This is a genomic window from Mesorhizobium sp. M7A.T.Ca.US.000.02.2.1 (assembly GCF_003996995.1).
In the GTDB taxonomy this organism is placed as follows: Bacteria; Pseudomonadota; Alphaproteobacteria; order Rhizobiales; family Rhizobiaceae; genus Mesorhizobium.
The window spans coordinates 1-12,717 of record NZ_RZTT01000152.1; the positions used below are offsets into that span (position 1 = coordinate 1).

The window sequence follows — 12,717 nt, forward strand, 5'->3', positions numbered from 1 at the left end:
GGGGTCGGATCGACCGGGCTCGACGTCGTGGCGGTGCCTTCTGAGAGGACCCCCTCTGGCCGCTTTGTCGACTGCCCTTCGCTATGGCTTCGGGCGTTCGTCGCTGAAAAAGCCAAATCGTTGGCTTTTTCTCGGCCTTCGGCCCATCGTTCCTCACCCCCCTCGAGGGGGGAGAGGACGCCGAGCTCTTGGCCAACCCTTTGCACATAGCGTGACAGAATCGGCGACAGATAGGCATCGACCACCGCGGTGTCGCCGCGGCCGACCAGCTTGATCAGCGGCGAGACCTCATGGCTGACGGAGACCTGGCTGAAACCAAGTTTGCGGCAGACTTTTGCCACCGCCTTCTCGTGGTCGGGGTATTTCCAGGCGTGCATGAAGACGATGGCGACCGCATCGATGCCATCGGCCCTGGCCTGTTCGATCGCCGGCCTGCAGGCGGCGATGTCGAGCAATTGTTCGACGCGGCCATCGGCGCGCACGCGCTCGTTGATTTCGACGACGCGCTCGTAGAGCTGTTCGGGAAGGATGATCTCCTTGGCGAAGATGTCCGGACGCGCCTGGTAGGCGATCTTCAGCGCGTCGCGAAAGCCCTTGGTGATGAGCAAAAGCACGCGGTCGCCCTTGCGCTCCAGCAGCGCATTGGTGGCGACTGTGGTGCCCATCTTGATGTCGCCGATCAGGCCGCTTGGGATCGTGTCTCCAGACGACAAGCCAAGAAGGTCGCGAATGCCCTGGATGGCAGCATCGTTATAGGCTTCGGGGTTTTCGGAGAGAAGCTTGCGCGGGTGCAGCCCGCCTTCCGGATCTCGGCCGATCACATCGGTGAATGTGCCGCCGCGGTCGATCCAGAAATCCCATTTTGCGGTCATGACAGCCCCTGGCGCTTTTACGTTCGATCGGTGGTTCGGCACATGCTGTTAGTTCGCCACGGCCTGAGCGGCAATCGCAAATGAACCAGACGATGTTACATGTCGAAACGCAACGTTACGAAACTCATGGCCGTCTGACGCATTTGTCCTTCGACCGCTCACGGCAACGTGAGCGTGTGTTGAAGGAGAGACAAATGAAAAAGCTCATTCTCGCGTCCGTTTCCGCTCTGGCCTTGCTTGGCGTCGCCGCCTGCAGTGACAGCGGTACGGACAATACCACCACCCAGAGCACCAATCCGCCGGCCGCCGAGGAACCGATGAAGCCGGCTGCCCCGGAAGCCACGCCGCCGGCCGCGACGCCTCCGGCAACGGATAATTCGACCACGAAGAGCATCACACCCGAGAAGCCTGCCGAGCCGGCTCCGGCAACACCAGCTCCTGCGCCCGCGCAGTAGTGAGCAAGCAGTACTTCGTGTGATGAATGAGAAAGGCCGGCTCGCGCTGGCCTTTTTCATATTGTCCGAGCGCCGTGGCGTTCGAGTCCGATCGATTTGTCGCGCAAAGCCTGCGGCACTGTCCCGGCTTGATAGGAGCGGGCGGTGGCTCTAAGAAGCAGGCCATGTCCATTTGGGATCGCCTCGGCGAATTCATCACCCGCGTTTCATCCTCAGCCTCGTCGGGTGTCGCCGACGTGGTCGAGGCCGTGCGCACGGTTTTCGCCGGCGATGCGGATTTGCGCCGGCGTGTCGCCTTTTCGGTGGCGATGATCGCGCTGTCGGCCAAGATGGCCAAGGCCGATGGTATCGTCACCCAGGACGAGGTGCGCGCCTTCCAGGAAATATTCGAAGTGCCGCCGAAGGAGACGCGCAATGTGGCGCGTCTGTTCGATCTCGCCCAGCGCGACGTGGCCGGTTTCGAGACCTATGCCGAGCGGATGGCGCAGATGTGCGGTTCCGGGCATTCCAATTGTGTGATGCTGGAAGACATACTCGACGGTCTGTTCCACATCGCCAAGGCCGACGGGCTGGTGCACGAGCGCGAAGGCCATTTCCTGCACCGCATCGCCGAGATTTTCCGCATCGACGAAGCGCATTACGAGACCATCATGGCGCGACATGTCAACCTGGGCGCCGGGGATCCCTATGTCGTGCTTGGCATCGAGCGCGGCAAGCCGTTCGAAGAGGTCAGGAAGCGCTATCGCAAGCTGGTTTCCGACAATCATCCGGACCGGCTGATTGCGCGCGGCCTGCCTCAGGAATTCATCAAGATCGCGACCACCAGGGTGGCGGCGATCAACGTTGCCTACGAGATGATCGAGCGGGGCCTGCGCCACGCATGAGCGGCTTTCTGCCCGACGAGCCACGTGCCGAAGTCAGGGTATCGCCGAATTTCGGCCCGCGGCGCGAGACGCCCAGGCCTGACATGATCGTGCTGCACTACACCGGTTTGGCGACCGGCGCCGGGGCCGAGACCTGGCTTTGCGATCCGGCCAGCGAGGTTTCGTCGCATTATCTCGTCCACGAGAATGGCCATATCGTGCAGATGGTCAGGGAAAGCGACCGCGCCTGGCATGCCGGCAAGAGTTCGTGGTTCGGACGGGCCGACATCAATTCCTGTTCGGTCGGCATAGAGATCGTCAATCCGGGGCATTCGCTGGGCTATCCCGGTTTCCCCCGACGGCAGATCGATGCGGTGATCGGGCTGTGCCGCGGGATCGCCGGTCGGCATTCGATCGCCGCCGAGCGGGTACTCGCGCATTCCGATGTTGCGCCGGGGCGCAAGATCGATCCCGGCGAGAAGTTTCCGTGGCGGACGCTGTTCGAGGCCGGTGTCGGCCATCTCGTGGCGGCCGCACCCGTCAGGCGAGGCGCCACTCTGACAATCGGCGATACCGGCGGCGACGTCGAAGCGTTGCAGTCGATGCTGGCGCTCTACGGTTATGGCGTTGAAATATCCGGCATTTTCGACCGGCAGACGGAGGCGGTGGTCGAGGCCTTCCAGCGTCATTTCCGGCCGCGCAAGGTGGACGGCGTTGCCGACGGCTCGACGCTGCGGACGCTGCAAAGGCTGCTTGCTTCCGTTAGGCGCTGACCTCCGGGAAGCCTCTCCCAAGCAATTCTTTCCAATCCTTAAGTTACAAGCTGTCACTCAAAGTGACTTGCCTGGCCTTGTTTGACACCAATTCGGGCGTCAAACGGCTGACGTGTAGATGTCGGACCCCAAGCCCCCCGGGTTGTTCCGACGTTGGTTAGGCGTTGCTGCGTGAACATCTTCGCGCGGTTCAGACAGAACAGGATCACATGCAGAAATTTACCGTTTTAACGGCAGCTCTTGCTGCCGGCGTAATGACTTTTGCCTTCAGTGCCGCAGATGCCGCGCCCCTCAGCCCGCGAGCCGATCAAGGGCCTGTCGTGGCATCCGCGAAAAGCGGCAAGGCCCCACAGGCCAGAAGCGGCAAGGCAGGCCACGACGCCAAGGCGACGAAGCGGGCTTCCGCGAAAATGGAAAAAGCAAGCTGGTCCAAGCCGAAGAAGTCCGCCAGAAAGCAGACGAAGCGTGGCCGAAAAACCGTCGACATGACGGCAACGGCGTCGATCGGTGTCCGGAACGCGGCAGCCTCGGCGGCCGCGGTGGCCAGCAGCGGTCAGTATTCCGCTATCGTTGCCCGCTATGCGGCGATCGAAGGCGTTCCGGTATCGCTCGCCTCGGCGGTTATCCAGATCGAAAGCAACTATCGGCCCAACATCGTCGGCGGCGCAGGCGAGATCGGCCTGATGCAGATCAAGCCGGCCACGGCTCGGATGATGGGCTATAGCGGCTCCGCCAAGGGCCTGTTCGATCCCGACACCAACATCAAATACGGCATGAAATACCTTGCCATGGCGCGGAGCCTCGGTGGGGGCACGACCTGCGGCACCATCCTGAAATACAATGCCGGCCACGCCGCAACGCGGATGAACCCCGTGTCGGCAGCCTATTGCGGCAAGGTCAAGGTGCAGATGGCTGCGCTCGGATCGCCCGCATAAGTCTGCTTTTTCGTTTGCGTTTTCGGGCGTGAACCCCTTTATACGCTCTGCCAGCTGGCTGGGCGGCCGCACCCGCAAACGCCGAAAGGTCGTGGGTGAGGAAAGTCCGGGCTCCATGGAAACACGGTGCCGGTTAATGGCCGGCGGGGGCGACCCCAGGGAAAGTGCCACAGAAAGCAAACCGCCACGATCCGGCTTGCCGGATTCGGGGTAAGGGTGAAAGGGTGGGGTAAGAGCCCACCGCGCGACTGGCAACAGGAGCGGCACGGTAAACCCCACCGGGAGCAAGACCGAATAGGGACGGTGCGAGGGGAAACCCTCGAGGGCTGTTTCCGGCTCACCGTCCGGGTAGGTTGCGTGAGGCACATGGCAACATGCGCCCAAGATGAATGGCCGCCACGTTCTCGCCCCGCAAGGGGCGAGGGCCATACAGAACCCGGCTTACAGGCCAGCTGGCAATTCTCTCCACATCGAAGAGAAGTCTCTTGAATTCACAGGTTGCGCCCTCGGGCGCGCCTGTTGATTCAAGATTGTTCAGCGATCCATCGGCCATCGCAACATCGAGGCCGATGACTTGGCCCGCCAGCCGATTTGTCAGCCGCCGATCTTGTCCAGCGACGTCTCGATTGCCTTCCAGAGCTCTTCCACCGGCTCGCAGCCGACCGAGAGGCGAACGAAGCCGGCGGCAACGGCATCGCCTCGCTTCAAGCGCCGCTCGGCGGAGGTGTGGACGCCGCCGAAGGATGTCGCGGCCTGCATCAAGGCGCAATTGTTGATGAAATCCTCGGCCTTGTCCTCCGAGGCGAGCTCGAAAGAGATCAGAAAGCCGAAGCGCTCCATCTGGGCACGGGCAAGGTTGTGCGACGGATCGCCTTCCAGTCCGGGATAACGGAGGCCGCTGATTGCCCGGTGGCCCTGCAGCCGCCGCGCGATGACTTCCGCCGAGGAACACATGCGATCGAAGCGCACATCCAGTGTCTCCAGGCCGCGATGCACCAGCCAGGCTTCGAATGGTCCGGGAATGCTGCCGGAAACTTCGCGCCAGCCGGTCACGGCGGCGATGATCTCGGCATTGCGGCTGGCGACATGGCCGAACAGCACATCTGAATGGCCGTTGGGTGCCTTGGTGTCGGCGGCAACGACGATATCGGCGCCATGGTCGAGCGGCCGCTGGCCGAAGGGTGTCATAGTCGTGTTGTCGACCACAAGGATCGCGCCGGCTTTGTGAACAGCATCGGCAACGGCGGCGATATCGCAGATATCCAGCCCCGGATTGGCAGGGGTTTCGACAAAGGCGAGGCGATAGCCATCGAAGCCGCCGTCGAGGAAGGTCGAGGTAGGCCTGACATCGTAGACGAGGCCGAGCGGCTTGAGGAAGCGATCGGCCAGCGCTCTTGTCGTGTGGTAGCCGTCCGATGGCAGCAGGATACGGTCGCCAGTCTTGAGCACGGCAAAAAACGCCGCCGAGATTGCCGCCATTCCTGAAGGGAAGGCGACGCAAGGCGCGTCCTCCAGATGGGCCAGCATATGTTCGACCGCGTCCCAGGTCGGGTTGCTGAATCGCCCGTACTGGTTGAAACCGGTGGCGTCGCCGGGCGCATGAAAGATGGCGGCCATGGTCAGTGGCAGGGGAATGGAATCGCCCATGGCAAGCCCGCTGCGACGCAGGTGAGGAAGCGCTGCAGCGCGTGACTTTGCAGTTTCGGACATCGAATTTCCAACCCTGTTTGCGACCGACGAGATGTGGCGAGACGCTATGCCCGGCAGCGGCGCTCGGCAAGGCGCGTCCGGTTGGGCCAGGCGGCTCTAAACGGTTCGTTAGGCTTAATAGTCCATAAAGACGAGACGTGTCGGCGAGGCTGCTCTCATTGGTCGCGGCGCGCGTGTTTGTGAAGCCTAATCCCGTTGACGCCCATAGTGCCCCATGATATCCCATCCAGACATCAAAGCCTTCGTTCCGTGTCAGGGTAAAGCGTACGCCAATCGGGCAGCCGCGGCGGCTGCGCGTTTGCCGGTTTTTCCCCGTGCGGACGAGGCTGATACGGGGCAGGGAACGCGCCGCGGCGGCGCGGGCGACAAGATGGAGAGGGGTGCGGCGGCGCAAGCGGCTGTAGCGTTTAATGGACCGGTTTCTGTCAAACACGGTGAGCAGGATCGATGCGAAGGGACGGGTGTCCGTTCCCGCGCATTTTCGTGCGGTCGTGCAGAAGCGCGGCTATTCGGAACTTTATGCGCTGCGCTGCCTGGATCTGCCGGCGATGGATGTCGGCGGGCTCGATCTGCTCGACCGCTACGAGCAGCGCATCGCGCTCGAGGATCCTTTCCTGCAGACGGCGGACGATATGTCGTTCTTCTGCCATGGCGACGGAACCTTCTTGAAACTCGACCAGGACGGCCGCATCACGATGAGCGATTTCCTTCGCGAACACACCGGCATTTCGGCGGAAGTGGCCTTTGTCGGGCGCGGCAATTTCTTTCAGATTTGGGAGCCGGGACGGCTTGCCGCCTATGGGGCGCAGGCGCGGGCACGGCTTTTGCAGCTTCGGCAGGGGACGAAGCCTGGGGAGCGACCGGAATGACGGCAGGCCACGGCGATGACCTTCCTCACGCCGTCGATGGGCACGCCGTTGGCGGATCGGCCCGCCACATTCCGGTCCTCCTTGCCGAAGTGCTCGAAGCACTGGCGCCGGCGCAGGGCGACCTCATCATCGATGGCACGTTCGGCGCCGGCGGCTACACCAGGGCCATTCTGGCGACGGGCGCTTCCGTGGTGGCGATCGACCGCGATCCGGATGCCATTGCGGCCGGGCGCGATCTGGAAGCGCAGTCCGGCGGCCGGCTGCGGCTGGTGCAGGCGCCGTTCTCAACGCTGGACGAACGTGTCGAGAGCGCCGAGGGCGTCGTGCTCGACATCGGCGTGTCCTCGATGCAGCTCGACCAGGCCGAGCGCGGGTTTTCGTTCCGCGCCGACGGGCCGCTCGACATGCGCATGGCGCAATCGGGCCTCAGCGCCGCCGACGTCGTCAATTCCTTCAAGCCGGGCGATCTTGCCCGCATCTTCGGCTTCCTCGGCGAGGAGCGTCATGCCGGGCGCATCGCCCGCATGATCGAGGCTCGCCGCGAAAAGCGCCCGTTCGAGCGCACGCTGGAACTGGCCGACGCCATCGAGACGCATATCGGCCGTGCGCCGAAGGACAAGATCCATCCGGCGACGCGCGTCTTCCAGGCGCTGCGCATCTTCGTCAATGACGAGCTTGGCGAACTGGCCAAGGCCCTGTTCGCGGCCGAACGCGCACTGAAGCCGGGCGGACGGCTCGCCGTGGTCACCTTCCATTCGCTGGAAGACCGCATCGTCAAGCGTTTCATCGCCGACCGGGCCGATGTCGCGACCGGCTCGCGGCATTTGCCCGAGGCGCATGCCCGCACCGCGACGTTCCGCAAGGCGGGTGGCGGCGTGACTGCCGGCGACGCCGAGGTGGCGGCCAATCCGCGCGCCCGTTCGGCCAGGCTGCGCGCGGCAATCCGCACGGATGCGCCAGCGCGCAGCAGCGATTTTTCGATTTTCGGCCTTCCAAAGCTTCCCGGCCCAACACTTCCTGGCACAGGCCGGCCGGGGGAGAGGTAGCTAAGTGTTTCGTACCAGCGACATTGTCCTGATCGCCGTCATGGTTGCGGTCGCGGCCCTTACCTACAAGGCCAAGCGCGAGGCCGAGGAACAATTGGCCGCGGTGCAGAAGATCCATGCGCAGATACGCTATGAGGAGGACACGATCGACCTGCTCAAGGCCGACTGGAGCCTGCTTACCCAGCCGTCGCGGCTGCAGAAGCTCGCCGAACTCTACAAGTCGCAGCTCGAACTCGAGCCGGTCAGCGCTCGCCAGATCGGCGGCATCGGCGACCTGCCGGCCAAATCCCTTGACATCCAGGACATCCTGTCGGGACGCCAGGGCGGCATGGCCGACAATTCCGACCAAGCGCCTTCGGACAGTAAGGATCCCGTCGTGACCGGAGGCATCGCCCAATGATCGGCAAACTGCTGAAGCGTCGCGCCAGGACGAGTGAAGATGGATCGATCGTGGTCGAGGGCGCCCGCAAGGCGACCGGCGGCAAGGGCAGGACGCGCATCGTCATGACCATGGCGGTGTTCTTCGGTATCTTCTCGACCATATCAGGGCGGCTGGTCTACCTCGGCTTCCAGACCCCCGACATGTCGGGCGGTCCGCAGAGCCGGGTGACGGCATCGCGGCCCGACATCGTCGACCGCAACGGCGAAGTGCTGGCCACGGATATCAAGACAGCGTCGCTGTTTGCAGAACCACGCCGGATTGTCGACGCCGACGAGGCGATCGAGAAGCTGTCGACGGTGCTTCCGGACATCGACTATGAGCAGACCTACCACAAGCTGAAGAGCGGCGCCGGTTTCGTCTGGCTGCAGCGGCAGCTGACGCCCAAGCAACAGTCCGACATCATGCAACTCGGCATTCCCGGTTTCGGCTTCCGTACCGAAAAGCGCCGCTTCTATCCGAGCGGCGAGACCTCTTCCTACATTGTCGGCCTCACCAACATCGACAACCAGGGCATCTCCGGAATGGAGAAATATGTCGACGAGCAAGGCTTGAGCGACCTGCAGGCATCGGGCCTTGCCATTGCCAAGGATCTCAAGCCGGTAAAGCTTTCGATCGATCTGCGCGTGCAGCATGTGGTGCGCGACGAGATCGCCGCCGGCCTGGAGCGCTATCGTGCCATGGGCGCCGGCGCTGTCGTGCTCAACGTCAAGACCGGCGAAGTGGTGGCCATGGCCTCGGTGCCGGATTTCGATCCTAACAATCCCTACAATGCACAGGACAAGGACCGGCTGAATCGCATGTCGGCGGGCCTCTACGAGATGGGCTCGACCTTCAAGAGCTTCACCTCAGCCATGGCGCTCGATTCCGGCAAGGCGACGATGGCGAGCCGCTTCGATGCTTCGCATCCAATCCGGGTCGGCCATCAGGCCATTCACGATTTCCACGGCAAGAACCGTGTGCTGTCGTTGCCGGAGGTGTTCCTCTACTCGTCCAACATCGGCTCGGCCAGGGAAGCCGAGATGGTCGGCATCGAGGGGCATCGCGAATTCCTGCATCGCCTTGGCCTTCTGGACAGGATGCAGACCGAATTGCCGGAGACTGCCCGTCCGACTGAACCGAAGGTCTGGAAACAGGTCAATTCATTCACCATCGCCTTCGGCCATGGCGTGTCGACGACGCCGCTGCAAGCGGCTGTGGGCTGCGCGGCGTTGATGAATGGCGGCTTCCTGATGAACCCTACCTTTTTGGTGCGCACGCAGGCGGAAGCGATGGCCACCGCCAAGAAAGTGGTGAGCGAAAAGACCGTCGAAGGCATGCGCTACCTCTATTCGCTCAATGCCGAGAAGGGCTCTGCCCGAAACGCCAGAGTCCCCGGCTACCGCGTTGGCGGCAAGACCGGAACGGCCGAGAAGGTCGTCAATGGCCGCTACTCCAAGGACTTGAATTTCAACACTTTCGTCGCCGCCTTCCCGATGGACGATCCGCAGTATCTGGTGTTTACCATTGCCGATGCTCCGCACCCTGAAAAGCCCGGCATGACGGATGTCGCGGCCGCAAATGCGGGGGTCATGGCCGGCAATATCATCAGGCGTTCAGCTGCCATGCTTGGCGTGAAGCCAGATTTCAGCCATGAAAATGGTGCAACGCTGGTTTCCTATCAGTGATTCTTAGGGCGCGCCGGCAACAGCGCGCTATTTTGTTGCGGTGAACGGGACTCGATGAAGCTCAGAGATCTAGCCGGTATCCTGCCCGTCGAGGGAATAGCTTCCGTCGATCTGGAGGTTACAGGGATTTCTTCGGATTCCCGCCAGGTAAAAGCGGGTGTTGTCTTCTTTGCGCTCGCGGGAACCAAGGCCGACGGTGCCGTTTATGCCGCCGACGCCGCCGCGCGCGGTGCGGCCGTGATCGTGGCGGGCAAGGGCAGCACCATTGCCGGGCTGTCGGTCCCGGTATTGGCGGTCGACGATCCGCGCCTGGCGCTGGCGCTGAGTGCGGCCCGCTATTTCGGCAAGCAGCCTGAGATCATGGTCGCGGTGACCGGCACCAGCGGCAAGACCTCGGTCGCGGCTTTCACCAGGCAGATCTGGGAGCAGTCCGGTTATGCCGCCGCTTCGATCGGCACCACCGGCGTGGTGGCGCCTGGGCGCAACGATTATGGCTCGCTGACGACGCCCGATCCGGTCGCCCTGCATCAATTGCTGCGGGAATTGGCGGATGCCGGCGTTACCCACGCTTCGATGGAGGCCTCCAGCCATGGGCTCGACCAGCGCCGTCTGGACGGTGTGAAGCTGGCGGCCGGCGGCTTCACCAATCTCGGCCGCGACCATATGGACTATCATCCGACCATCGAGGACTATCACCGCGCCAAACTGCGTCTGTTCGACGCGCTGCTGCCGAAAGGCGCACCGGCCGTCATCTTCGCCGACGATCCATGGTCGGCACCGACTTTTCAGGCGGCGCGGGCCGCCGGGCTCGAAGTGCTGACGGTTGGCCGCCATGGCGATTTCCTCAGGCTGAAGCGGGTCGAGCACGAGCGCCACCGCCAGCGGGCCGAGGTCGAGGCCGATGGCGTGCTCTACGAGATCGACCTGCCGCTGGCCGGTGATTTCCAGATTTCGAATGCGCTGGTTTCGGCGGGTCTTGCCATTTCCACGGGAACACCTGTAGCCAAGGCATTGTTGGCGTTGGAGAAATTGAAGGGCGCCCCGGGCCGGCTCGACCTCGTCGGCACCACCGGCAATGGCGCGCCGGTCTATGTCGATTATGCCCACAAGCCCGACGCGCTCGAAAACGTGCTGGCCTCGGTGCGCCCATTCACGACCGGCCGCGTCATCGTCGTGTTCGGCTGCGGCGGCGACCGGGACCGGGGAAAAAGACCGATCATGGGCGAGATTGCGACGCGGCTTGCGGATGTTGTCATCGTCACCGACGACAATCCGCGCTCCGAAGTGCCGGAAACGATCCGCGCCGCTATTTTGGCCGCCGCCCCCGGCGCCATCGAGATCGGCGACCGGCGCCAGGCGATCCACGAGGCGGTCGCCATGCTGCATGCCGGCGACACGCTGATCGTGGCCGGCAAGGGCCACGAGGAAGGCCAGACGATCGGCTCCGAAACCTTGCATTTCTCCGATCATGAAGAAGTTCGCGCGGCGCTTACGGAGCGTGCCGCATGAGCTTGCTGTGGACCTGCGAGGCGCTGGTTGCCGCCATGGACGGGCGGCCGTTGGGGCCGATGCCGGAAGGCATTTCCGGCATTTCGATCGACAGCCGCAGCCTGCAGCCGGGCGACGCCTTCTTCGCCATCAAGGGCGAGGCGATGGACGGCCATGACTTCGCCACCGCCGCCATCAAGGCCGGCGCCGGCGTCCTGGTGGTGGCCGAAGGCAAGCTGCCGTCGCTCGGCCGGCTGACGGCGCCGATTATCGTCGTCGAGGACGTGCTGGTCGCACTGGAAAAGCTTGGAGTTGCGTCGCGCGCCCGCTCGAGCGCGAAAATCATCGCTGTGACCGGTTCGGCCGGCAAGACCACGACCAAGGAAGCGCTGCGCCATGTGCTGCAAGCCGTCGGCAAGGTGCACGCCTCGGCGCAGTCCTTCAACAATCACTGGGGCGTGCCGCTGACCTTGGTGCGCATGCCTGATGATTGCGACTATGCCGTATTCGAGATCGGCATGAACCATCCCGACGAAATCCGGCCGCTGGTAAAAATGGTGAGGCCGCATGTCGCCATCGTCACCATGATCGCGGCCGCGCATCTCGGTTTTTTCCGCAATCTGGACGAGATCGCCAAGGCCAAGGCCGAGATTTTCGAAGGGCTGGAGCCCGAGGGCGCCGTCGTCCTCAACCGCGACGATGCGCGCTTCAAGCTGCTCGACAAGATGGCTCATGCCACCGGTGTCGAGCACGTCTACGGCTTCGGCGAGAATGCGCGCTCTACCTTCAAGCTCACCAAATGCGAACTGCATGCGGATCACTCCGACATCATCGCCAGGATCGGCGGCCACGAAGTGACGGCGCGGATCGGCGCGCCCGGCCGCCATATGGTGCAGAACGTGCTGGCGGTGTTGGGTGCGGCGCATCTGGTCGGCGCCGATCTCGACAAGGTGGCTTCAGCACTGGCCGATCTCTCTGCCGAGCGCGGGCGCGGCAAGCGCCATGTGCTGCGCCATCCCGGTGGCTCGACTTCGAGCCACCCAGGTGGCTCGACTTCGAGCTACCCAGGTGGACTGATCACGCTGATCGACGAAAGCTACAACGCCAATCCGGCATCGATGGCTGCTGCCATGGCATTGCTCAACGCGACGCCTGTGACGGGCGAGGGCCGCCGCATCGCCGTGCTCGGCGATATGCTCGAACTCGGCGACCATTCGGCCAAGCTGCATGCAGCCCTTGCCGACCTCATCGTCGGCACGGACACGCAGACCGTCTTTCTCGGCGGCCCGGAAATGCGGGTGCTGGCAGAAGCGCTGCCGGCTGAGATCAAGACGGAATACCGCGCCGGTGTCGAGGAGCTGAAGCCGGTGCTGCTTGCCGCGCTGAGGCCGGGCGACGTGGTGATGATCAAATCGTCGAAGGGCATCGGTTTTGCAAAGCTGGTGGATGCGCTGCTGGGCAAATTCCCGGCTGAATCGACAGCCAGAAAACAGACCTAGGTCGGGGGACGAAAAGCGCATGTTCACACTGCTCGTCGATTTTGCGGACAAGGTCTCGGTCTTCAATGTCTTCCGCTACATCACCTTCCGCACCGGCGGGG

General features: G+C 63.3%; 12 protein-coding genes and 1 other RNA gene. 11 read left to right on the top strand and 2 right to left on the bottom strand.

Translation table 11 applies throughout. The features are described from left to right. On the bottom strand, positions 1-872 hold an 872-nt coding region (locus EOD15_RS16140), incomplete at its 3' end, for a hydantoinase/oxoprolinase family protein (RefSeq protein WP_245463683.1). 194 nt (positions 873-1,066) lie between these two features. On the opposite strand from EOD15_RS16140, the gene EOD15_RS16145 reads away from it, so the two are divergent. From EOD15_RS16145 to rnpB, 5 genes are all read left to right on the top strand, one after another. Next, on the top strand, positions 1,067-1,327 hold the full coding sequence (locus EOD15_RS16145; protein WP_127319263.1) for a hypothetical protein: 261 nt from the start codon (positions 1,067-1,069) through the stop codon (positions 1,325-1,327). Between the two features lie 164 nt (positions 1,328-1,491). Then, the gene (locus EOD15_RS16150; protein ID WP_127268668.1) at positions 1,492-2,211 is read left to right on the top strand and encodes a DnaJ family molecular chaperone; all 720 of its coding nucleotides are present in this window, start codon (positions 1,492-1,494) and stop codon (positions 2,209-2,211) included. Then, positions 2,208-2,963, top strand: a complete 756-nt coding sequence (locus EOD15_RS16155) for an N-acetylmuramoyl-L-alanine amidase (RefSeq protein ID WP_127319265.1) — start codon at positions 2,208-2,210, stop codon at positions 2,961-2,963. Before EOD15_RS16150 ends, EOD15_RS16155 begins: the two co-directional genes overlap by 4 nt. A gap of 209 nt (positions 2,964-3,172) precedes the next feature. Beyond that, positions 3,173-3,898 (top strand): lytic transglycosylase domain-containing protein, encoded by a 726-nt coding sequence (locus EOD15_RS16160; RefSeq protein WP_127268666.1) that lies wholly within the window; start codon positions 3,173-3,175, stop codon positions 3,896-3,898. Positions 3,899-3,948: 50 nt separating this feature from the next. Then, positions 3,949-4,358, top strand: an RNA gene (gene rnpB, locus EOD15_RS16165) — RNase P RNA component class A. A 134-nt stretch (positions 4,359-4,492) separates the two neighbouring features. Here the strand turns inward: rnpB and EOD15_RS16170 are convergent. Then, positions 4,493-5,608 carry a cystathionine gamma-lyase gene (locus tag EOD15_RS16170; protein WP_127319267.1) on the bottom strand — a complete coding sequence of 372 codons (1,116 nt, stop codon included), beginning with the start codon at positions 5,606-5,608 and terminating at the stop codon, positions 4,493-4,495. 410 nt (positions 5,609-6,018) lie between these two features. Here EOD15_RS16170 and mraZ point away from each other — a divergent pair, with 410 nt between their 5' ends. The 6 genes from mraZ to EOD15_RS16200 are packed head-to-tail and all read left to right on the top strand — an operon-like array spanning position 6,019 to position 12,616. Beyond that, positions 6,019-6,477, top strand: a complete 459-nt coding sequence (mraZ, locus tag EOD15_RS16175) for a division/cell wall cluster transcriptional repressor MraZ (protein ID WP_013530948.1) — start codon at positions 6,019-6,021, stop codon at positions 6,475-6,477. Then, positions 6,474-7,523 carry a 16S rRNA (cytosine(1402)-N(4))-methyltransferase RsmH gene (rsmH, locus tag EOD15_RS16180; protein ID WP_127319269.1) on the top strand — a complete coding sequence of 350 codons (1,050 nt, stop codon included), beginning with the start codon at positions 6,474-6,476 and terminating at the stop codon, positions 7,521-7,523. Before mraZ ends, rsmH begins: the two co-directional genes overlap by 4 nt. 4 nt (positions 7,524-7,527) lie before the next feature. After that, positions 7,528-7,923: a hypothetical protein gene (locus EOD15_RS16185; RefSeq protein WP_127271473.1), complete on the top strand. Its 396-nt coding sequence runs from the start codon at positions 7,528-7,530 to the stop codon at positions 7,921-7,923. After that, on the top strand, positions 7,920-9,629 hold the full coding sequence (locus EOD15_RS16190; RefSeq protein ID WP_027034944.1) for a penicillin-binding protein 2: 1,710 nt from the start codon (positions 7,920-7,922) through the stop codon (positions 9,627-9,629). The genes EOD15_RS16185 and EOD15_RS16190 overlap by 4 nt, the downstream gene beginning before the upstream one ends. Positions 9,630-9,683: 54 nt before the next feature. Beyond that, complete coding sequence (locus EOD15_RS16195) at positions 9,684-11,138, top strand: UDP-N-acetylmuramoyl-L-alanyl-D-glutamate--2,6-diaminopimelate ligase (RefSeq protein WP_127319271.1); 1,455 nt, start codon at positions 9,684-9,686, stop codon at positions 11,136-11,138. Then, positions 11,135-12,616: a UDP-N-acetylmuramoylalanyl-D-glutamyl-2,6-diaminopimelate--D-alanyl-D-alanine ligase gene (locus EOD15_RS16200; RefSeq protein ID WP_127319273.1), complete on the top strand. Its 1,482-nt coding sequence runs from the start codon at positions 11,135-11,137 to the stop codon at positions 12,614-12,616. Before EOD15_RS16195 ends, EOD15_RS16200 begins: the two co-directional genes overlap by 4 nt. Positions 12,617-12,717: the final 101 nt, after the last annotated feature.

Bases quoted from the DNA above. Each gene is read 5' to 3' on its own strand.
- EOD15_RS16145 (WP_127319263.1), top strand. From the start codon at position 1,067: ATGAAAAAGCTCATTCTCGCGTCCGTTTCCGCTCTGGCCTTGCTTGGC.
- EOD15_RS16150 (WP_127268668.1), top strand. From the start codon at position 1,492: ATGTCCATTTGGGATCGCCTCGGCGAATTCATCACCCGCGTTTCATCC.
- EOD15_RS16155 (WP_127319265.1), top strand. From the start codon at position 2,208: ATGAGCGGCTTTCTGCCCGACGAGCCACGTGCCGAAGTCAGGGTATCG.
- EOD15_RS16160 (WP_127268666.1), top strand. From the start codon at position 3,173: ATGCAGAAATTTACCGTTTTAACGGCAGCTCTTGCTGCCGGCGTAATG.
- EOD15_RS16170 (WP_127319267.1), bottom strand. From the start codon at position 5,608: ATGTCCGAAACTGCAAAGTCACGCGCTGCAGCGCTTCCTCACCTGCGT.
- mraZ (WP_013530948.1), top strand. From the start codon at position 6,019: ATGGACCGGTTTCTGTCAAACACGGTGAGCAGGATCGATGCGAAGGGA.
- rsmH (WP_127319269.1), top strand. From the start codon at position 6,474: ATGACGGCAGGCCACGGCGATGACCTTCCTCACGCCGTCGATGGGCAC.
- EOD15_RS16190 (WP_027034944.1), top strand. From the start codon at position 7,920: ATGATCGGCAAACTGCTGAAGCGTCGCGCCAGGACGAGTGAAGATGGA.
- EOD15_RS16195 (WP_127319271.1), top strand. From the start codon at position 9,684: ATGAAGCTCAGAGATCTAGCCGGTATCCTGCCCGTCGAGGGAATAGCT.
- EOD15_RS16200 (WP_127319273.1), top strand. From the start codon at position 11,135: ATGAGCTTGCTGTGGACCTGCGAGGCGCTGGTTGCCGCCATGGACGGG.